The 20,268-nt window shown below is 61.9% G+C and carries 14 protein-coding genes; 6 read left to right on the forward strand and 8 right to left on the reverse strand.

The features are described 5' to 3' along the window. Position 1 precedes the first annotated feature (1 nt). The 3 genes from AC6JBC_RS12205 to AC6JBC_RS12215 form a co-directional block, all read right to left on the reverse strand. A complete protein-coding gene (locus AC6JBC_RS12205) occupies positions 2 to 1,342 on the reverse strand; it encodes a lipopolysaccharide biosynthesis protein (RefSeq protein ID WP_498024513.1) in 1,341 nt (446 codons plus the stop codon). Between the two features lie 214 nt (positions 1,343 to 1,556). Further along, on the reverse strand, positions 1,557 to 2,750 hold the full coding sequence (locus AC6JBC_RS12210; RefSeq protein WP_498024514.1) for a calcium-binding protein: 1,194 nt from the start codon (positions 2,748 to 2,750) through the stop codon (positions 1,557 to 1,559). Between the two features lie 282 nt (positions 2,751 to 3,032). Continuing rightward, a complete protein-coding gene (locus AC6JBC_RS12215) occupies positions 3,033 to 4,205 on the reverse strand; it encodes a glycosyltransferase family 4 protein (protein ID WP_498024516.1) in 1,173 nt (390 codons plus the stop codon). A 186-nt stretch (positions 4,206 to 4,391) separates the two neighbouring features. Here AC6JBC_RS12215 and AC6JBC_RS12220 point away from each other — a divergent pair, with 186 nt between their 5' ends. The 4 genes from AC6JBC_RS12220 to AC6JBC_RS12235 are packed head-to-tail and all read left to right on the forward strand — an operon-like array spanning position 4,392 to position 9,116. Continuing rightward, positions 4,392 to 5,237, forward strand: a complete 846-nt coding sequence (locus tag AC6JBC_RS12220; RefSeq protein ID WP_498024518.1) for a hypothetical protein — start codon at positions 4,392 to 4,394, stop codon at positions 5,235 to 5,237. Positions 5,238 to 5,260: 23 nt separating this feature from the next. Then, a complete protein-coding gene (locus tag AC6JBC_RS12225; RefSeq protein WP_498024520.1) occupies positions 5,261 to 6,448 on the forward strand; it encodes a glycosyltransferase in 1,188 nt (395 codons plus the stop codon). A 2-nt stretch (positions 6,449 to 6,450) separates the two neighbouring features. Then, on the forward strand, positions 6,451 to 7,713 hold the full coding sequence (locus tag AC6JBC_RS12230) for a glycosyltransferase family 4 protein (RefSeq protein WP_498024522.1): 1,263 nt from the start codon (positions 6,451 to 6,453) through the stop codon (positions 7,711 to 7,713). After that, a complete protein-coding gene (locus tag AC6JBC_RS12235) occupies positions 7,707 to 9,116 on the forward strand; it encodes a pectate lyase (protein WP_498024523.1) in 1,410 nt (469 codons plus the stop codon). The genes AC6JBC_RS12230 and AC6JBC_RS12235 overlap by 7 nt, the downstream gene beginning before the upstream one ends. Positions 9,117 to 9,128: 12 nt before the next feature. On the opposite strand, the gene AC6JBC_RS12240 is transcribed toward AC6JBC_RS12235, so the two are convergent. The 4 genes from AC6JBC_RS12240 to AC6JBC_RS12255 all read right to left on the reverse strand — a co-directional run bounded on the left by AC6JBC_RS12240 (position 9,129) and on the right by AC6JBC_RS12255 (position 14,387). Then, a complete protein-coding gene (locus AC6JBC_RS12240; protein WP_498024525.1) occupies positions 9,129 to 10,361 on the reverse strand; it encodes an outer membrane beta-barrel protein in 1,233 nt (410 codons plus the stop codon). Next, positions 10,352 to 10,918, reverse strand: coding sequence for a polysaccharide biosynthesis/export family protein (locus AC6JBC_RS12245; protein WP_196225176.1), 567 nt, complete (start codon positions 10,916 to 10,918; stop codon positions 10,352 to 10,354). The genes AC6JBC_RS12240 and AC6JBC_RS12245 overlap by 10 nt, the downstream gene beginning before the upstream one ends. Before the next feature lie 87 nt (positions 10,919 to 11,005). After that, positions 11,006 to 12,253 (reverse strand): DegT/DnrJ/EryC1/StrS family aminotransferase, encoded by a 1,248-nt coding sequence (locus AC6JBC_RS12250; RefSeq protein ID WP_498024526.1) that lies wholly within the window; start codon positions 12,251 to 12,253, stop codon positions 11,006 to 11,008. Between the two features lie 52 nt (positions 12,254 to 12,305). Continuing rightward, complete coding sequence (locus AC6JBC_RS12255) at positions 12,306 to 14,387, reverse strand: polysaccharide biosynthesis protein (protein ID WP_498024527.1); 2,082 nt, start codon at positions 14,385 to 14,387, stop codon at positions 12,306 to 12,308. A gap of 642 nt (positions 14,388 to 15,029) precedes the next feature. Here AC6JBC_RS12255 and AC6JBC_RS12260 point away from each other — a divergent pair. Together AC6JBC_RS12260 and AC6JBC_RS12265 are read left to right on the forward strand one after the other, a co-directional pair. Further along, the gene (locus AC6JBC_RS12260; protein WP_498024528.1) at positions 15,030 to 15,785 is read left to right on the forward strand and encodes a LuxR C-terminal-related transcriptional regulator; all 756 of its coding nucleotides are present in this window, start codon (positions 15,030 to 15,032) and stop codon (positions 15,783 to 15,785) included. A gap of 197 nt (positions 15,786 to 15,982) precedes the next feature. Continuing rightward, positions 15,983 to 17,323, forward strand: coding sequence for an O-antigen ligase family protein (locus AC6JBC_RS12265; RefSeq protein WP_498024529.1), 1,341 nt, complete (start codon positions 15,983 to 15,985; stop codon positions 17,321 to 17,323). Between the two features lie 430 nt (positions 17,324 to 17,753). On the opposite strand, the gene AC6JBC_RS12270 is transcribed toward AC6JBC_RS12265, so the two are convergent. Further along, entirely contained in the window at positions 17,754 to 20,054 is a 2,301-nt protein-coding gene (locus AC6JBC_RS12270; protein ID WP_498024530.1) for a GumC family protein, read from the reverse strand. Between the last annotated feature and the right edge of the window lie 214 nt (positions 20,055 to 20,268).

The raw sequence follows: 20,268 nt of genomic DNA on the forward strand, positions 1-20,268 counted from the left end.
GTTATTTCCGCCCCTCTTCCACCGCCCACGGGGCGGCACTGATCGCCCGGCGCAGGCACAGCGTCAGGCTACCGAGCCAGATTACGCCGAACAGCAGATGGGCGATGTTCGCGCCCATTGCTCCGACCAGCGGAACCAACGGAAACACGGCGCAGTAGAAGGCGAGCGTGCACGCCATCACCGTGCGAAGAAGCGCGCGCTGGTCACCCAGGGCAAGCAGCCCGGCGCGGCTGGCGGACCCGCTGATCGCGAAGGTGACCGCCAGTATCTGGACAGTGAGCAAGGGGACGGCTCCAGCAAAATGCGGCCCCACGGCGAGGCGCATCAGCGGCCCGCCCACTAACAGCATGGCGACAAAACAGATGACGCCGAAAGCCCCCAGCAGCAATTCGGTCTGGACCAGCACACGGACGAAGGCGTGGCGCTTGCCCGCCGCCACCAACCGGCTGAGGTCGGGATAGACCACGGCCTGCACCTGCGCGCCGACCTGGAGAAGGATGCGACTGATGCGCTTGGCGATATGGAACAGGCCCGCGCTTGCCGGGTCGGCGAGCCATCCGACGATCAGCGTATCGACCACCTGCACACTCGACCACAGGGTGAGCGAGAGGTTCGACCCCAGCGCGAAGCGCCAGATGTCGGGAAAGCGACCGGTGATCCCTTTCGCCCTTGCTCGTAGCAGCTGACGAAATCCAGGCTGGGGCAAAAAACGCATGGCAAAAACGAAATTGGCAATCGAGCCGAGGATTTGGGTGATCGTCCATATGAGGATGATCTGGAGCATGCCCGCGCCCGCCAGATAAGCAACCGCCACGCAGAGGAGGCGGACGAACGCGTTCGCGACCTGAATCTGCGCCACCGCCCGATATTGGCCCGCAAGCCTGAATATGGCAGTCGAGACACCGTTGAAGTTGAACAGTAGCGAGGTGGCGAACACGAGCGTGTAACCGACATACTGGAAGGAGAAGCCGAACAGATAATGTCCGGCGATCGTCAGCACGCTCGCGATCGCCCATGCCGCGATGCTGCCGCCGATGTCGAGCAGCCAGCCGAATTTGAGCAGCGCGAAATAGGTGGCCGGGTCCGCATCGGGATCGACGGTCGCCCCATTGCGGATCAGCGGCTGCCACGACTGAAAGCTGAGCAGCCGTTCACACGCCTGGCCGAGAGTCAGGATCATGGCGAAGATGCCATAGGTTGCAGGCCCCAGAAGCCGTGCGACCAAAGCAATGGACAGAAGCGTCAGCGCCAGCGTCGCGGCGGTGCCGGACAGAAGATGGAAGACGGCCCGCGCACGCCGATGAGTCAGCGCATCGCGCAATCGAATCGCGGAAAAGGTCATCTTCAATCGAAATCCCACCGCATTCATCGGCACGCCACCTTCAGTCCTGTTTTTCGAGACTTATGATGGGACCGAAGCAGGGAAGACGCAGCTTCTCTGTCGTCTTAACTCCGAATAGCCGGTGCGGGGGAAGAATTGCGAAACGGGGCCGCGCACTCAACCAGCAGGCGAGCGGTGCCCCGTTCCGTTCAGAAACAGCCGGTCTGCGACGCCATCAGGCGAAGATGAAATCCGCAGCCGTGAAATTATGGGCGGTCAAAGTTCCCAGGGGATCGCCGATGTCGATGCTGAACTTCACCCCGGAAGAGGTGACGACATCCAGCAACACGTTGCCCGAGGCTCCATCATGCGCGAACACCGTACCCGGCGCCCCGCCCGCAGCATATTTGGTGACTCCCAGCTTTTCCAGCACGATGCGGTCGGCACCGTCCTGAAAATCCTCTATCCGGTCGCCGCCATCCAGCGCACCCGCGCCCTTGAAGACGAACCAGTCGGCGCCCGCGCCACCCCATAGCCTGTCCGCGCCCAGATCGCCGGTCAGCTTGTCGATTCCGGCATCACCGTGCAACTCGTCGGCACCGTCGCCACCCAAGAGCAGGTCGTCGCCATCGCCGCCAAAGAGGATATCGTTTCCAGCCTCCCCGTTCAGGGAATCCGCGTCCTTGCCGCCGTCGAGGAAATCATTGCCCGCGCCCGATTCCATATTATCCCGGCCGTCGCCGCCATAGAGCTGATCCACGCCGCCTTCGGAATCCAGAATATCGTCGCCGCTGCCGCCCGACAGATAGTTGTTGCCGTCGCCGCCATCGACCCTGTCATTGCCGTTTCCGCCGTAGACATGGTCGTCGCCCGACTGCCCCTTCAGCTTGTCGTTGCCGTCTTCGCCATAGATCCAGTCATTGCCAGCGCCGCCGGCCACGGCCTGTGTCGTCAGCTTGCCCGTCGCCGGATTGATTTCGTTCAGGAACCCGTCATCGCCAGCGCCAGCGTAGATGATGTCATCTCCCGCGCCTCCATCGATATAGTCGCGGCCCCCGCCTGCAAGGATGGTGTCATTCCCGGCATCCCCCAATATCTGGTCGTGCCCATCGAGCGTTTCGATGCGATCGTTGCCGTCGCCGCCCGTGACGATGTTGTTGCCCAGGCCGCCGTAAATACGGTCGTGTCCCGCGCCGCCGTCGAGCGAGTCATTGCCATCCTCGCCCCAAAGCTGGTCATCGCCCAAACCGCCCTTGAGGAAATCGGCGCCCGCTTCCCCATGAAGCACGTCGTTGCCATCATTCCCCTCAATATAATCGTCGCCTAATCCGCCCCACAGCTGATCATTGCCTGCGCCACCGAATATACTGTCGATTAGGGATGTTCCCTTGATGATGTCGTCTCCGACAATCCCGTAAAACTTCGCCATTCACCCGCTCCCAGTAGAGGCCCCACGCGCATGAAAATGGCGCGGGACCGACATAACTGTCTCACGCTAATCTAAACGATAGGTTGATTGGAACCGCCGGGCGGGTGCGGATTCCGGCGAGTCCGGGAGGCACGAGAAGGCCGATTTGGGGGCGCGCTTCCGGCATTATGCGTTTTAGCGCAGTGACTTCCCCCGGATAGGAATCCGGTTCGCACGCCTCAGGACGCGCGCGCCGACACGAAATCAGCGTCGTTTAGAAGTGTCAAAAACAGGCTGCACCGTTCAGATAGCGACAGGCCTGATTGAGCTTGCCCCGGACTGGCGCGGGGCGATCGCCTCCATCGCTGCGCGCTCCCATTGGACAAGGACGCGGTCGACGGTGAAACGCTGAGAGGCGGCCCGCGCCCCTTCGGACAGGCGGCGGCGCTGATCGGGGTCGGCGCACAAGGCGGCGATGGCCGCGCCAAGAGCGGACACGTCGCCATCCGGGACCAACAGACCGCTGATCCCGTCGGCGATCATTTCGCCGGGGCCGAAGTGGCAATCAAAGGAAATCACGGGGACGCCCGCCGCCATGGCTTCGCCCACGACGATCCCCCACCCTTCAAAGCGGGAGGAGAGGACGAAGATGTCGGCTTCACGCAGCCAGCCGCCATGATCCTGTGTGACGCCCGGCATCGACACCCGGTCTTGCAGGCCGAGCGCGTCCCGCTGCGCTTCGAGCTTCGCACGTTCCGGCCCCTCCCCCCAGATGGTGAGCGACCAATCGGGGATGAGAGGGGCCGCGCGGGCGAAGGCGTCCAGCAGCAGGTCGAACCCCTTTTGCGGCACCAGCCGACCAACGGCGACGACCTGCCTGCCGCAGGGGCGCGCCTCATCGATCGTGACAGGAGCATAGGTGGGATTGGGAATGACCCACTGGCGGGGACGCATGGCCTTGGGGAAATATTGCATCGCGCCTTGCGTCATCGTCACCAGCCCGTGCGCGCGCGCATAGGTGTAGCGGCGCAGAGCCGACCAGAAGGCGCCGGGTCGTTGCTGGGCGGGATTGTTACGTTCCGACACGATCACCGGGATGCCGAGCGGCTTTGCGGCAAGAACGGTGACGACGTTGGTGCGTGTCAGGAAACTGATGATCAGGTCGGGGCGCGTGCTTGCCAATGCCTTGCGGAGCGCGCCGATGCGATTGAAGACCGCGAGGGCCGATCGCAGCACCGGCAAGCGCCCGACGGGAAAGCCCAGCTGCGTGATGCTGACCGCCGGATCATGCGCATAATAGGGGCGCGCTCCGGGCTCTTCGAAGGCGAACAGGCTGACCGTCCAGCCCGACCGGCTGAAATGATTGCACAGCAGGCTGACGATATGTTCCGATCCCCCAGCGCGCAGGCCAGGCAGAATGAAGGCGATGTGCGGCTTGCCTCTGGCTGAGGCATCCGTCCGGATCGGCATTGTCATCCGCGCACAGTGAGGCCTTGGCCGCGTCAAATCCATGGGACTTGCGGATTATCGCCAGTTGGTCGCGGCGACCAAGCGGCTTAGCCAGAACCGCAGGCCGCTCGCATTTGGGCTAATCCCTATTGGCCTGCGTCATAGCCAAGCGCCCACTTCATGACGCCGCCACACATTGTAGGCTCAACGGCTATGATAGTAGCAGCAACGCAATTTTTCTCGCACCCGGCAGAAGCCCTTCCGCAACAGGTGGAAGACGCCTTCTTCAGTTCCATCAAGAACCCGAACAATACGTTCAAATGCACTTGGGGCGGACGGTTCGGGGCGCTGGACGGACGTCTGGTGGAAGCGGTCAAGGCACGCGGGCTGGATGTGCGGGAACTGCTGGATGTCGGCGTATCGTCGGGGACGACCACGCTGGACTTGTGCGACGCCTTTGCACGCGAGGGATATCGGCCGCGCATCACCGGCACCGATTATGCCATCCATGCCTGGATCGTCCCGCTGGGCAAAAGGTGCGCAGCGCTGCTGAATCCCGAAGGTCAGCTGTTGCAGGTCGATCTGTTCGGCCGGTCGATACAGCCTTGGCGGCGCCGTCTGGATTATCTGACCGGCATGTGGCTGGTGCGGCCGATCCTGTCCCGCATCGTCGGCGGTCTGGCGGCCCACAGGCTGCGCGAGGGTGTGGGCGTCAGGAAGGTCGAACTGGTCAGCCCGCGCGTCCGCAACCATGGCCTCATCACGATTGTCGAGGATGATGTGCTGGCCCCGCGTGACGGTTTCGGTCGGCGTTTCGATCTGGTGCGCGCCGCCAACATCCTCAATGAAAATTACTTCGCCGAAGCTGACCTTCAGAAGGCGGTGGATAATCTGCGTTCCTATCTCAAAGGTCCAGGATCGCTGTTGTTCATCGTGCGCACGCGGGTGTCCGGGGACCATCATGGGACACTGTTCGCCATGAGCGACAGTGGCGCCCTGGAGGTGGTGGAACGGATCGGTGCCGGATCGGAAATAGAAAAGTTGCTGACCGCAATGTGAGCGGCACGGCTTCAGGAGCCCCCATGAAGATTCTCCACGTCATAACCGCTTTGAATGTCGGGGGCGCGGAAACCATGCTCGCCAAGCTGGTGGATCATGAACGCAGGCAGGGCGGCGCGATGCAGCCGTCGGTTGTGTCGCTGATGCCGCCGGGTGTCGCTGGAGACCGCATCCGCGCGAGCGGCGTTCCGCTTCATCATTGCGGCATGACGAGGGCCATCGACCTGCTGCCGGGGCTTGCCCGCCTTCGCGCCGTCATTCGGCAGGAACAGCCAGCGGTCATCATGGCGTGGATGTATCACGCCCATCTTGCCACCCGGCTGGCGACACTGGCGGGCGCGGACATTGTGCCGGTGATCTGGAATGTCCGCCACAGCATCGACGAGTTGTCGCAGGAAAAACCCTTGATGCGGGTCATCGTACGGCTGGCCGCCGCATGTTCATCCTGGCCGCGTACGATCATCTATAACTCCCATGCGGCGGCAGCGCAGCATCAGCGGCTGGGCTTTCACGCGGAAGATATGGCGGTCATCCCCAATGGGTTTGATTGCGACCTTTTCCGCCCGCGCGAAGAGGCTCGCGATGCGCTTATTCGCGATCTGGGAATTGCACCGGGCGCGCTGATCGTCGGGATGGCGGCGCGCAATCATCCGATGAAGGATGCGGCCACTCTGGTCGAAGCGGTGCTACGTGCACGCGAACGTGGCACGGATGTTCACCTGCTGCTGACGGGTCAAGGCATGGACGAACCCACCGGAGCGCTTGCGCGTCTGCTGGCGTCCATGCCTGCCGATCGCCTGACCCTGCGGAGCCATGACCGGAATCTTGAGACATTGCTGCCCGGCCTCGACATAATCGCGCTGCCTTCGGCCTGGGGTGAAGGTTTCCCCAATATTCTGGGCGAGGCTATGGCATGCGGCGTGCCCTGCATCGCGACCGATGTCGGGGATAGCGGCTGGATAGTCGGCAAAAGCGGGATGATCGTTCAGCCACGCGACCCGGCGGCGCTTGCTGAAGCGATCATCGCCATGGACCGGCTGGGTCCCGATGGCCGCCGCCAATTGGGCGAGATCGCTCGCGCAAGGGTGCAGGAGCAGTTTTCGATGAACCAGATCGCGGCGCGTTACCACCAGCTTTACCGGGATGTATCCGGTTCCTCCTTTCAGGAACGGGGAGCCCCCGCCTCGCCACGCCGCGCGCAGGTGATGTGAACATGTTGCAGGTCTTGCCCGCCTCCCCCTCTCTGTCCGGAACCGCCGCGACGCTGGACCGCGAAGCTGGAAGCACTGCCCCGGTGCGCATCTGCTTCCCCTTTGCCGGGGGCGCGATGGGGGGCAGCCATATCTCCGCGACCAAGCTCATCCATCAGCTGGATCGGAGCCGCTTCTCGCCCCTCATCGTCCTGCATTATGGATCGGGACAGTTCGGCGACTTCCTGCGATCCGAGGGGCTGGAGTTCGTCACTCTGCCCGATACCCGATTCTTCGGCGAATCGCCTGGCGTTCCCAAAGCGGGGGGCAGGTCGGAGACGGTGAGCGCCATGATCGATCAGTGGCGCATGACCCGCTTTCTGAGGCTGAACGACGTCCGGATCGTCCATACCAATGATGGGCCGATGCATATGTCCTGGGCATTGCCCGCGCGTCTGGCGGGCGCCAAGATGCTGTGGCACCATAGGGGCAGTCATGATGCCCGAGGCGTCCGCTTCGTCGCCCCCTTCGCGGCGGATCGCATCGTCGGCGTGTCAGCCTATGCCTTGTCTGAGGTGCGCCGTCTGAAGCGCGCGGCGCGCAAGACTTCCGTCATCTACAGCCCCTTCGACGCGGACGCGGAGCCGATCGACCGGGCGCAGGCGCACCTGGCGCTGACATCGGAGCTGGGCGTCGATCCCGACACCCGCCTTCTTGGCTTTTTCGGCCATTTCATCGACCGCAAAAGGCCGCTGATGTTCGTGGAAACGCTGGCACATATTGCCCGGACGCGGCCCGATCTTCCGGTGATGGGATTGATGTTCGGATTGCCGCTGACGGACGGGATAGAGGAACAGATCAACGAAAAAGCCAAGGCGCTGGGCGTAAGCGATCGCCTGCGCCTCATGGGCTTTCGCTATCCCTCCGCCGCGTTGATGGCGGGCTGCGACATTCATGTGGTGACGGCCGTCAACGAGCCCTTTGGCCGGTCCCTGATCGAAGCCATGCTGCTTGGCACGCCCGTGATTGCTGCCGCGTCGGGCGGCAATATCGAAGCGATCGACCATGGCGTGACGGGCATGCTGGTCGAACCCGATGATCCCGCCGCCATGGGGCAGGCCATCGTCGAGTTGCTCGATTGTCCCGATCGACTGACGGCGGTCGCCGCACAGGCGCAGATCCTGGCGAACCGCCGTTACGGCGTGGAGCAGCATGCGTCGCAAGTGTCCGCAATCTATCAGTCGCTCCTCGGGACGGGGCCGCGCCGGAACCGGAGGCGATGGTGAGTTCCAATGCGGTGGCCGCCCTGGGTGTCGGGATCGCCGCGCTACTGGTGGCTCCGTTTGTCACGCCTTCCGATATCGTGCGGCAATTGACGGGGACCGGCGATTCCGATGGAACTTCAGTATTGCCCGAAGTACCCGGTGCCGAAGCGTTCCCCGGAGCCGAAGGCTTTGGCCGACGGACCCGTGGCGGACGTGGCGGCGTGATCATGCCTGTCACCACGCTGGCGGACCACGGCCCCGGTTCCCTGCGCGCGTGCATAGAGGCCAAAAAGCCCCGCATATGCATCTTCCGCGTCGCTGGCGTGATCCGTTTCACGACGGATCGGCCCGTGATCCGCCACCCCTATATCACCGTCGCCGGTCAGACCGCGCCTGGCGGCGGAATATTGATCACCCATGCAGGAGGCGAAGGCGGCAACACCCCGATCGTTGCCAAGAATACGCATGATGTTATCATTCGTCACATCCGCGTACGAACCGATCTCAACGGCAATGCCGCCGCCAGCAACGGGTCATTTCTTTTTGAGAACAGCCGCAACATCATCTTCGATCATGTCAGCGGCGCCTGGGCATTAGGTCAAATCATCAGCGGCTTTGGCGTGAACGACAATATCACAATGTCCAATTCCATCTTTACAGAGGGCATTTCCCGGCGGAGCAAATGCGCGATGCTCGCTTTCGACCCGCGGGAGCCGCAGAAGGTCAGCTTCATCCGCAACCTGTGCGCTCATAATGGAAGCAGAAGTCCGGACGTGAATTTCACACCCAAGTCATGCGTGGAGATCGTCAACAATGTTCTTTATAATGCCAGGTCCCAATTCACCCGCGTGCAGGAAATCTATGGCGGAACACCCGTCAACATCGTCGGCAACTATTACAAAAACGGTCCCGACGGGACGGACAAGATTGCCGCAATAGATCGTGATGTGGGCGCCAGCACGGGCCAATCGGAAATATTCATGGCCGACAACAGGCTGGATCAGGTCAAGGTCATGACAACCCGCGCCGCAGCCGCTGCACGTGCGGGGCGGCCCGTCTGCCCCCTCAGCATGAAAGTCGCCTCACCCGAAAATGCCTATATCCAGGTACTGAACGGCGCTGGAGCATTTCCGCGAGATGCGCTCGACCTGCGTGCCGTCAGCGACGTTCGCAACCGGACAGGGAACATCCTGCGTGATGCAAGAATGCGAACCGGACCACGCCCGCTACCCCGGATTGCTTCCGGAACGCCCTATGTCGATCTGGATGAGGACGGGATGGCCGACAGCTGGGAGCGGGCCAATGGCATGAACACCCGGCGTAACGATGCCTGGCAGGATGCCGACCATGACAACTGGCTGAATCTGGACGAATTCCTTGATTTCGCCCATCGCGAAGTCATGGCCGGGCGGCAGATACGCTGATCCTCTATCCGATCAATATTGCAGGCGGATTTCCGCACCGACGATCGTGCGATCAAAATCATCGAACGCTCTTGTGCTATCGCGATTGGCGATGCGTCCTGTGAGCGCGAAGGAAATATTGCGGTTCACCAGATATTCGACTTCGGCCACACCGGCGATCGTCCGTTCGTGCTGGCCCGAACCGATGAAATTGCTGCGGCGATACAGCACAGAAGCCTGCCAGCGCAGATTGTGGTAAATCTCGTTCTGCACACCCAGACGGAACCTCGTGTCAGTCCGCGACTGCGCACCGGTGCGGACGGTGGCGACATCGCCCCGGAACCCGTCGAGCGTGACCGCCCATCTGGGCGACGGCGTATAGGTCAGCCCGGCCGAAACCGACAGGCCGGTCCTGCTGTCAAATCGCGCGTCGTCGGGTTTGAAGCGGAACACGCCGACGGACGCTTCGCCACGGATCAGGCCGCCGGGTTCAAAAGCCACCCCCGCCCGTGCGCCATAGGTTTTTGAATCGCGGTCCACACCCGACGCGTCCACCGGCAACCGGAACTCCCGTCTGGTGACAAAGCCTTCTCCAAAGACATTCATCATGCCGCTGACCCGGTATCCCAGCCGGGCAGAGCCGGAATATTGGTCGAAATCGCGTTCGGCATCGACGGCGGCCAAGGCGTTGTTCTTCAGCCAGGTGCCTTTCACGCCGAGATTGAAGCGGGCGCCCTGATGCGTGTAGCCAAGGTCACTCTGCCACTGGTCATATCTGCGCGGCGGCGTGCCGACGCCCGTGCGGGATTCAGGTTCGCCGCGGTCCTCGACCAGCCGCATCCAACCCGCGCTAGCGGTGATATTATCGGCGCCCGACAGGTGATATACGCCGCCGATACTAGTATTTATTCCCTCGGAATTTTCACTGTCATTCTTGAAATAGCGCCGGACTACCCCCCGCGCCTGCGCCGCCAGCTCGAACTTGTTATCGCTCAGCCGCAGGTTGAGCCAGGGCGAGATCGTCAGGCGCTCGTCATCGACTTCATTTGATGACAGGGCATAGATGTTGGAATCATATTCAAGCCGGGCATCCGCGCCGAGATAGGCCGATATTCTGCCCAACTGCACCGCCCTCGCCTCATACTCCTCCGGCGTTTCCAGCAGCGGCGTGGCTCGATCCAACTGCTGTGCGGCAGCAGGAAAGGCCATGCCCGTCAAAATGACGCATGAGCAGAAGGGGATGAGGCGCTTTGCTGTCAAAACCATTTCTCCACGACTTTGATGGTGTCACCCGGCTGGATCGGCGTATTTTCGGAAGCCTTGGCGGTGGACGCCTGGCCATTCACCTGACGGATGATGGCAACCGTGTTGCGATTGGCGCGAAATGTGTACCCGCCTGCCACCGATACTGCGGTGACGACGGTCATGCCGGGCCGATAGGGATATTCGCCGGGGCTACGCACTTCACCAAGGATATAGATGGGCCGCAGCTTCACCGGCTGAACACTGACTGCGGGCGAGACCATCAGCCGTTTTTCCACCAGCAGGGCGGCGATGCGCTGTTCCAGTTCGGGGATGGTCGATCCCCTGACCGGAATCCCGCCCATCAGCGGCAATGTCAGTTCGCCGCGATCATTGACGACGAAGGCCGTGCCATTGTCGATTTCGGTAAAGCCGGGGACGATGATGCGAAGTTCATCACCCGGGCCAAGCCGATATTGATCGGCGTTGGCGGTGGAAACGGCAGGCAGGCCGGACACAGAGCCGGTACAGGCCGAAAGCGCGAGCATCAGGGAAATGCCGATAGAGTGAACTAGCCGCATGACCACCTCCCATTTCCTGGCCACTTCTGGCCATTTTTGTTACAGTTTCAGAACAGAAATAAATTAATGTCAATTGCTGCTGGATAGTTATTTGTTCGGAAAGGATAAACTCTGGTCGCCTTCACGAGCATCTTCGAGCGCCTCCAGCAGCGCATCGATGATGATTTGCATATCTTTATCGCCCAGCAGATGATCGACCGGCAGCATGAGGCTGCGTTCGCCTATTTCGGCGGCGATCGGCAGGGGATGGAGATTGGGGTGGGCACTATTCCGGACGGCCAGTTCCCGGGACATGTCCGGGCATGATCCTGTCCCGGCGGGTATGCCATGGCGGGCGAGCGCGGCGATGACGGCAGGTCTAGCGACCGCCGCATCCAGCATGAGGTAGAATTTGTAGAAAGCGTGATCCACCCCCTGCGGCACCTGTGACACATGGATCAGCGGATGATCGCTCAATCCTTCGCGCAGGATAGCGGCATTGGCGCGCCGCCGCGCCAGCCAGGACGGCAGCTTGCGTAACTGCGCCCGCCCGATCGCAGCCTGCATTTCCGTCAGCCGCCAGTTGGTGCCGAAACTTTCATGCAGGTAGCGGAAGGCGTTACCTGCCGAAGGCGCCGAGAGCATCGCGGGGTTCTTGCCGTGGTCCTTATAGGCCCACGCGCGTGCCCAATGCGCTTCGTCCTTCAGCAGCAACATGCCCCCTTCCCCGCCCGTCGACATGATCTTGTCGGTGCAGAAGGAGAAGGCGGCGGCGTGGCCGAAGGAGCCGACCTTCTTTGCATCGATGGCGGCGCCATGCGCCTGGGCACAGTCCTCCACCAACCACAGGCCATGCCGATCCGCGACGGCCGACAGCGCGTCCATGTCACAAGGCCAGCCAGCCAGATGGACGCACAATATGGCCCTCGTCCTTCCGTTGATCAGCGGAATGACGGCGGCGGGATCGATCGTGTGGCTGTTGGCGTCGATGTCCGCGAATATTGGCACCGCGCCGACCGCCGCCACGGCAGAGGCGCTGGCGAAGAAGCTGCGGGCCGGAACGATCACCTCATCGCCCGGCCCGACGCCCAGCGCACGAAACGCCAGCTCCAGCGCCAGCGTGCCATTGGCGAGGGAGATCGCATGGGGCATGCCGCAATAGAGCGCGAACTCGCGTTCGAAAGCGCGGCACTCGTCACCATGTACCAGCGAGTTGACGCGGCCGCTTTCCAGCACCCGGACCACGGCATCGATCTCGTCCGGCTCATATTGGGGCCAGCGCCGGTCTGACTGCGGGAAAGGAGGGATGGCGACGGCCGCAGCCCCTAGTTCGCGCGTCTGGGGAATAGGATTCATATCACCGCTCCCAGGCTTCCAGGCAACGGCTGTCGCAAATGAGCGCGCCCGGTCATTCATTCGCAGCCTTGCCGACAAGGTCGATCTCCCGAGTCAATTCTCGCAGCGTCTTTGCCCAGTTCGATTGGGCGGGCGCGCGCAGCAATTCCTTCATCAGGTCGCGCACCCCATCCTCGTCATGGGTATGGATGAGGTTTGCCAATTCGATGAAGGCGTTCACCAGCTTTTCGAGCGGGACCGGGCAAGGGCTCGCTTCGATCACGCCGGGGATGGTGGAACGAAGCTGTTCCTCGGTGGTGTCGAACAATTCCTCGTAAAGCTTCTCGCCGGGACGAAGGCCGACGAACTTGATCGGCACGTCGATGTCGGGACGCAGGCCTGCCAGACGGATCATCCGCCGGGCGATGTCGACGATCTTGATCGGCTCCCCCATGTCGAGGACGAAGATGGTGCCGCGATCGATGTTTGTTTCCATCGCACGGGCGCTGCTTTGCAGGATGAGCTGCACCGCTTCGCCCACGGTCATGAAATAGCGCTTGATGTCCGGGTGCGTGATGGTGAGCGGCTTTCCAGCGGCCATCTGCTGCTGGAGCAGCGGCACGAGCGACCCGCTGGAACCCAGCACATTGCCGAACCGCACCGTCATGAAACGCGGGCTGTCGGGGTCGCACTGGCCGATCAGGTCAAGCGCCTGACAATAAAGTTCGCCGAGGCGCTTGGTGGCCCCCATGACGCCCACCGGATTGACCGCCTTGTCGGTCGATACCTGGATCATCGCCAGCGAGCCATAAGCGCAGACGGCATCCGCGACGTTTCGCGTGCCGAGCACATTGGTATGCGCACCCTCGCACGGATTGGCCTCGACAATGGGCACATGCTTGAGCGCGGCAGCATGGAAGACGACCTCCGGCTGATGCCGCTGAAAGACGTCATTGAGCGCGGCGCGGTCGCGGATCGAACAGAGTTCGGGTCGGCAAATGACATCCGGGAACTTGTCCCGCGCTTGCATCTCGATGGTGTAGAGATTGAATTCGCAATGGTCGAGGAGAACGATCTCCGCCGGGCGGAAGGTGGCGATCTGGCGCACCAGTTCGCCGCCGATCGTGCCGCCCGCGCCCGTCACCAATATCCGGCGAGCGCGGATCAGCCGATCCACGATGCTGCGCTGGAGGGAGACTTCGGGTCGGCCGAGCAGGTCGGCTAGCTCGAACTGCTTGATTTCCAGGCGCGCCGTGCCGTCCTTCGCCTTTTGCAGGTCATTGGCGTGCGCAACCGTCAGGTCGCACTGATCGGCCAGCTTCACCAGATGGGAGAAGGACCGGCGCGGCATCGCCCTGTCGCCGCGTATGACGAGGCTTTCGGGCTTTAGCCCCCGCGTCGCCAGCATTTCCACGATCTGCGGCAGTTTGTCGGGCGAACCCAGCACGGGTACACCGGCGACCTGCAACCGCGTCTCGCGTCCGTCAAAGGTCAGCGCGCCGACGACATTGAACTGATTGGTCCGTTCGGCGCGGAGCATGTCCATCAGCGACCGTATCCAGTCCAGTTCGCCCAGCAGCAATATGTTGTGGCCGCCGCCGGGAGGGACGATATGCGCCAAGGCGAATTCGCGCAGGCCCCGGCGCACCGTTCGAACGCCGATCATCGCCACCAGCAGCAGCGCTGAATGCAGCAGCGCGAAACCGACCGCCTCCAGCGGCACGGCCCGTATCTTTGCCGAGATGATCAGGCACATGCTCCATGCCGCCGTCGCTCCGCCCGCGACCCCTGTCGAAAGCGCGATGCAGTCGCCGAAGGAGAGGAAGCGCCAGCTTCGCCAGTAAAGGCCCGTCAGGCAGAGAGCGAACACCGCCACCAGGGTGAAGAAGATCATGAGGCTGGGACGGTCATAGAAGGCCGCCGAAACGCTGCCCGGGATGGCCATCACGACCAGAAGCAGGGTGGTCAGGATCAACGACGCGTCGATCAGCATCAACGCAGCGAAACGGGCCGGGCCGGGAAATCCGGTTGGCCGCGTCAGCAGATCATGCAGCAATATCGCCCAGCCCGGCCCACCAGCGGAAACCTCCGCCCGCGGGTCTGCGAGATCGTCGAGAAGCGGGTCAGATCCAGCGGGCGGTGCGCTCGCATCCATAGCAAAACCCTTGCGGTTCAAGAAAGGGACCTTCGACGAACAAACCCCGCATGCTGCCAAAGAGGGCCTGTCGCAGCATGCAGAGCGCGATCGTCCAGATCACGAGTAAAACGGTAACAACTTGGCCCCCGGCCGCAATGAACCAGACAGCTATCATCCCTTGTGGCAGGAATCGGTGCAGGCGTTGGCCGAACGAGCAGAATATCCGCAGGCCGTCGCCCCGAATGATTTGCGGGAGGAAGCTGGATTAAGTCTTTTGGCTAATTGACATGTGCGGCGGATCGCCCTTGCCCACGGCATCGACTGAAGGGCTGAATCCAAGCCGCTGCCAGAAAATCATTTCCACAATAGGTTACGCGCGAATCACACATGCTTTTCAGCACATGCCATCAGGCCGTCCTAAAGGACAACGCTTGCTTGCTATTTAGGATGGTTCAGACAATTTCATGAGCAGACAAGCGGTTAGCGAAATCGAGCCAATGCACGATCTTCATGTAAGTTAAGTTTTTCCAAAATGTTACGCCTATTGTTCAACGCTGCATTTGTGATACTCTCCGACCCGATAAGACAGGGGTCGCCTTCAGCAAGTGCTTTTGCATTCAATCCATCACGGCCTGTCTGTGATGTTGAGGGAGGCGGACGATGACAATGGATTCAGATGTTGTGCTTGTGGGCGGAAGCTCCATCGTCAGAGAGGGTCTCCGGCGACTTCTTTCGTCACAACAGCGTCAGATCCTCTATACCGGGGCCAGACTGGACGAGCCTTGCCCCGCCAACATCGCCGATTCCGACTGCCTTTTGCTGCTGATCGAAGATCAGGACATGGAATGGAACGGCGCGGCGCTTGCCCAAGCGCGCGAATATTATCCAAGCGCGCGGATCGCGATACTCGCCAACAAATTCGATTTCGACGCAATGCTGGATGCTTTTCGATCGGGCGCCGAAGGCTATCTGATCAATGACCTGTCATGCGAACGATTGGGAGGGTATCTCGACCTGATCGCGTTGGGGGAAAAGATCTTTCCTTCGCAACTGGCCCAGAAGCTGATCGACCAATCCGCCGTTTGCGAGGAGACGCCCAACGCCGTGTCTATCGACTGCGCAAATCTGTCGGCACGGGAAATGGAGATATTACGGCGCCTGATCGCAGGGTTGCCCAACAAGGTCATCTCGCGCGAGCTTTCGATCAGCGAAGCCACCGTCAAGGTTCATGTGAAAGCGGTCCTGCGCAAGCTGCGGGTATCCAATCGCACCCAGGCGGCCATATGGGCGGCAGGACAGGGACTGCATGGTCAGGCAGCTGACAGCGCAACGCCCTCGCCACCCAAGGCCAGCTCCGCCGCTTTCCCGCCGAGAGGCGCCACGCGCGGCACCGCCGATTGTTCGGCAAGCGTGTGACCACCGCCGGAAGACAGAGGCAGCATTTTTTCACGAGCGGCGCTAACCATCCGTTTTCATTGCCTGACCCCCTACCCAATCGGGTATCGCCCCTGCCCTTTTGAACGCCTGGCAGGCTTTATGTGCAATGGACTAAGTCCGGCCAGATTTGCATCCTACTCACGGAACAAGGCAGCAAAATAGCCGGAGCGCCAGGCGTGCAAACCAGTCAGTATCAGGCAAGCCATTATCCATTGCCCGGCGGCCGTCGTGCCAGCCCCGCTCAGGAACGAACGCAATTCTGGACAGATGAACTCCACAGATGGGAATTCGTCCTGCTGCAAGGCGCGGTGTTTTTCGCGCCTTACAACGCCTTCCGCCATCCCAGCCTGTACATAACCCTGAGCGACGTGATGTTCGCAGGGGCCTTCTTCCTACGCGTATCCACAGGAAGGGTCGCATCGCCCTTTGCCAGCCTGACCTGGCTCTGGGTACTGGGCCTGTTGATGCTCAGTGGCGGCCTTTTCATAGGCAGCGTTTTCAAGGGCGATATGGTCCGATGCCTGGTGCTGGTCACGCAATATTCCTTCGCCTATCTGCTCGTGCCGCTCGTCCTGTTGCGTCGGCCGGAGGAGGAAGTCGTCCGCCTCATCAAATGCGGGATCTGGGGCATGGTGGTCATGTGCGCGCTGGGGGCGGTGGTCTACTCGGCGGGCTATTACAGCACCGACAGGGAACAGATGGCCCTCGTCACGGGCAACAAGCGGCTACAGGGCTTTGCGGGCAATCCCAATGGCATGGGCGTGCTGACGGTCATGGCCATGACGCTGGTCTGGCTGATGCTCCTGTCCAAACAGATGCGGCCGATGATTGCGCTGCCCTGCCTCGCCATTCTCATCACGGGCGTGATCCTGACCAGTTCGAATACCGGACTTTACAGCATGATCGCCGCTGCCCTGATTTTCTTCGGCGGCCGACGGAATTTCAAGACCCTGATCATCGTCGCGTCGCTGGGCGCGACTGTACTCGCATTCGGGCAGAATTATCTTCCCGCGACATTCCAGACCAGGGTCCTTTCCGCCCTGAACTCGGGCGATCTTTCGACCGCTGGGACGTTCGAGTCCCGGCAGGAACTGAACAGGGAAGCGTTGGAGATGGCCGACAAGAATCTCGTCATCGGCCTTGGTGCGGATCAGTATCGGCAGGAAAGCCGCTATGGCCTTCCTGTCCATAACCTTTATCTGCTGCTGTTGAACGAAGGTGGCGGCCTGTCTTTGCTCGGCTATCTGGTGCTGATGACCGTTCCGATATTGGCGGGCATCGTCGGCTATCGAGCGCGATATGGGAAGCTGGTGCTGCTGACGATCGTCACGACGCTCGTAACCTTCGCCAACGCGGTGATGGGCATGCCGCACGTCTATGGGCGATGCTGGTTCCTGTTCGTGTTTCTGGCCGTCAGTCCCGCACTGATCGGCTCGGGAGTGATCAGCCCTCGCTTCTTGCCTTCGCCCTCGCAACGCAGAGGCATGCGCGGCCATCTTCCCCCGCTGGAAAGCTGAAGGCTCTTCCTGGTTTCCAGTGACCGTTGCCCTTGCTCGCGCTCCTGGGCACCATTGACACACCTTCCGGATCATCACCCTCCTTCCGTCTGGGGCCTGCGAGAGGCCGGACAGAAGGGTTAAATGGGCGTGTCGATTTGGCAGGATATGCGGGCGCCATGGCATCAGCGGCGATTGCGATTTCGCGGGACATCTCTGTGCGCCTGGCTGTTAAGTCCATCGTCCCTCAGCAGCGTTCATGGCCCAAATTCGCGCATGAGATTGTATGAGGTTCGTTTCGGAAGAAAGGCGCTTCAGCCCCTTCCCGCCGACAGCTTCCGATGAGCGTGCGACTTGGCACTCTACTTGGGGGGAGCGCATGCCCTGGCGCGCGCAGCGACAGGCCAATTCGCGGAAGGCTGCACGAAGGGATCGCGCAGCCTTCAGGCCGTCATGCCATATGGTCGGCGCGGTCGCGCCAGCGCGACGGGGCCATCCGCTCATACCAGCGGCGGCGAGTCGGCATCTCGCCAGTGAAATATTCCGCTGAGTCCATGTAGAACTGGACCGGATCGCCATAACCGCGACGGGCGTGTTCCGCATAATCCACGCGATTGATGACCACCCCATCCACCGGCTTTTGCAGCACCTGCAATGCCGCGCGCACCTGTTCGATCGTGGTACGGCCCCAACGTACGACCAGCAGCGTATGATCGGCCGCGTCCATCAGCATGCGCGAATCCCGCGTGGCAAGCGTGGGAGGCGCATTGATGATCAGCAGATCATAATGTTCGCGCAGATGGTCCAGCAGGTCGTTGACCTTCCCCAACCGCATGATCGCGGCCGGATTGCGCGCAGGTTCACGCGCGCTGAGGACGACGGGTTCATAGGTGGTGATTTCGGACGGCTGCTCCGCGCCTGGCCTTTGTGTCAGGGCGAGTGTTGGAAGCATATGGCGCGCATCGACCGCACCGCTGAGATAATCGATGAGGTCCGGCTTCCCCCCCCCATCATCGGTAGGACGCAGAACGTCACTGGGACGGCGCAGATCGAGGTCGATCACGATCGCGCGGCGGCCCATGGCAACGGCCGCAGCCAGCAGCGTGAGCGTGACGGTCGATTTGCCGTCTCCGGTGATGGGCGAGGTGATCAGCACGGTCTGCGCCCTTCCCGGCTGGGCCAGTTCGGCGACCTCGCTTCCCAGCCCACGCGCCACCTCGGCAAAGAGCGACTGGGGGTCCTGAAGCACCGGATTCGCCTTTGCCGACCTAAGGGCGTCGCCATCCAGTTCGGGCAGCAGGGCAAAGGTGCGCAGGCCGAATTGATGATATATCTGCTCGGCATTCCAGAGGCGGTTATCCGTCAGTTCGATGCCGAACACCACCAGCAGTCCCAGGATCAGCGATCCGACGAACGCGGCGAACGTCGCGGACTTGGGTCGGGGCGAAATCGGATCCTGCGGAACGGCGGCGGGCGACATCAAACGCGAATGGATGCCGGATGCGGCGAGGCTGGCCTTCACCTGCTGCGCACGCGTGCTCATGGCGGTGAAAGCACTGCGAGCGGCTTCCGCATTGCGTTCGAGCGAGTTCAGCTCGACCGTCGCGGCGGTGTTCGCGAATGCCTTGCCAGTGATCGAACGGAGCGTTCCTTCCAGCTGGCCTGCGCGCGATGCGGCAGAGGCTGCCTCGCTTCTCGCGATGCCCGCTTCACGGGCGGCGGAGTTCTGCGCCTGCGTGGTTGCCGCGGCGATGACCCTGGCCTGTTCCTGCTGCATGTTGCCGGTGGTTTCCGCGATCTGCGCTTCTACTCCGCGCATCTTGGGATGTTCGGACCCATACATCATGGCCAGTTCGCTACGCGTGCGGTTCAGATCGTCCAGTTGCCGCCTTTGCTGGTCGAGCAGCGGGGACGTCGCGCCCGCTGTCGTGATGTTGCTCACCGCGCTCGCGATGCCGGCTGCCCGCGCGCTTTGCGCGGCGCGCATGGCGGCGGCGGAGGCGGCTTCGGTGGCGATCCGGTTGATCTGCTGATAATCTTCCGACCCGCCAGCGCCGGTAAGCATCTGATGCTGGCGGCGAAAATCGGCGACCGCCTGTTCCGCCTGATGCGCCTCGGTCGCAAGCCGCGCCCGCTCGTCATCCAACTGACTGACGATCTTGCCCTGCCGGTCATCGCGCATGATGGAGCGGTAGGCGGCGAGGCTGGCGGGATATTGATTGGCGATTTCCGACGCCAGGTCAGCCGACTCGGATCGCACGGTGATGTCGATGAAATCGGAATCCTTGGAGCTTGAAATCGATGTGCTGGATATCAGCCTGCTCGCGAGGCGGGACAGGCGGCGGTTGTCGATGACGGCGTTGGCGGGAAGCGGCGTTTCGACGAAGCGCGGATCGGACGCGAGCTTCAAATCCTGCACCACGCGTTCGGCAAGGGAACGGGACCGGTAGATGCCCGCTTCGTTGGCAACGCGCTGCTGGTTGCGCGCGGCCATGTCGGGCGATCCGCTGTCATCATTCAGTTCGACCTGCGCCGTCGCCGTCGCCTGATAGATGGGCGTGGAGGTCAATTGAACCACAAGAACGATGAGGACCGCGAAGAACACAATGGCGCCGAGCAGCAATTCGTGCCGCCGGATGATCTTGATGACCTGGCGGGCCGAAAGGCTGGAGGGCCGGGAGCCCCCCTCCATCGGCCGGTCAGACATTGCCTCGAGCAGGGGCGCGTTCAGCGTTCCCGATTGCGATAGCATGAATAGATCCTCCACAGCGGCATTCTGACCTCATTGGCCGCCGACCCTCCCGCTTTTGCCAGGTCCGATCAAACAATCTTCGGTCGCAGAGCGCAGGAATAATGATTAACCCCTTCGGGCATCGCGTGACGCAAGAGGCGCAGCCCTGCCCCCTTCCGCGCAGCCGCGCGCGGCAGTCTTCAAATCCGGGAAAGCGGCATCACGGCTAACCACT

The sequence above is a fragment of the Sphingobium sp. RC1 genome (assembly GCF_059738765.1).

Bases quoted from the DNA above. Each gene is read 5' to 3' on its own strand.
- AC6JBC_RS12205 (WP_498024513.1), bottom strand. From the start codon at position 1,342: ATGACCTTTTCCGCGATTCGATTGCGCGATGCGCTGACTCATCGGCGT.
- AC6JBC_RS12210 (WP_498024514.1), bottom strand. From the start codon at position 2,750: ATGGCGAAGTTTTACGGGATTGTCGGAGACGACATCATCAAGGGAACA.
- AC6JBC_RS12215 (WP_498024516.1), bottom strand. From the start codon at position 4,205: ATGACAATGCCGATCCGGACGGATGCCTCAGCCAGAGGCAAGCCGCAC.
- AC6JBC_RS12220 (WP_498024518.1), top strand. From the start codon at position 4,392: ATGATAGTAGCAGCAACGCAATTTTTCTCGCACCCGGCAGAAGCCCTT.
- AC6JBC_RS12225 (WP_498024520.1), top strand. From the start codon at position 5,261: ATGAAGATTCTCCACGTCATAACCGCTTTGAATGTCGGGGGCGCGGAA.
- AC6JBC_RS12230 (WP_498024522.1), top strand. From the start codon at position 6,451: ATGTTGCAGGTCTTGCCCGCCTCCCCCTCTCTGTCCGGAACCGCCGCG.
- AC6JBC_RS12235 (WP_498024523.1), top strand. From the start codon at position 7,707: ATGGTGAGTTCCAATGCGGTGGCCGCCCTGGGTGTCGGGATCGCCGCG.
- AC6JBC_RS12240 (WP_498024525.1), bottom strand. From the start codon at position 10,361: ATGGTTTTGACAGCAAAGCGCCTCATCCCCTTCTGCTCATGCGTCATT.
- AC6JBC_RS12245 (WP_196225176.1), bottom strand. From the start codon at position 10,918: ATGCGGCTAGTTCACTCTATCGGCATTTCCCTGATGCTCGCGCTTTCG.
- AC6JBC_RS12250 (WP_498024526.1), bottom strand. From the start codon at position 12,253: ATGAATCCTATTCCCCAGACGCGCGAACTAGGGGCTGCGGCCGTCGCC.
- AC6JBC_RS12255 (WP_498024527.1), bottom strand. From the start codon at position 14,387: ATGGATGCGAGCGCACCGCCCGCTGGATCTGACCCGCTTCTCGACGAT.
- AC6JBC_RS12260 (WP_498024528.1), top strand. From the start codon at position 15,030: ATGACAATGGATTCAGATGTTGTGCTTGTGGGCGGAAGCTCCATCGTC.
- AC6JBC_RS12270 (WP_498024530.1), bottom strand. From the start codon at position 20,054: ATGCTATCGCAATCGGGAACGCTGAACGCGCCCCTGCTCGAGGCAATG.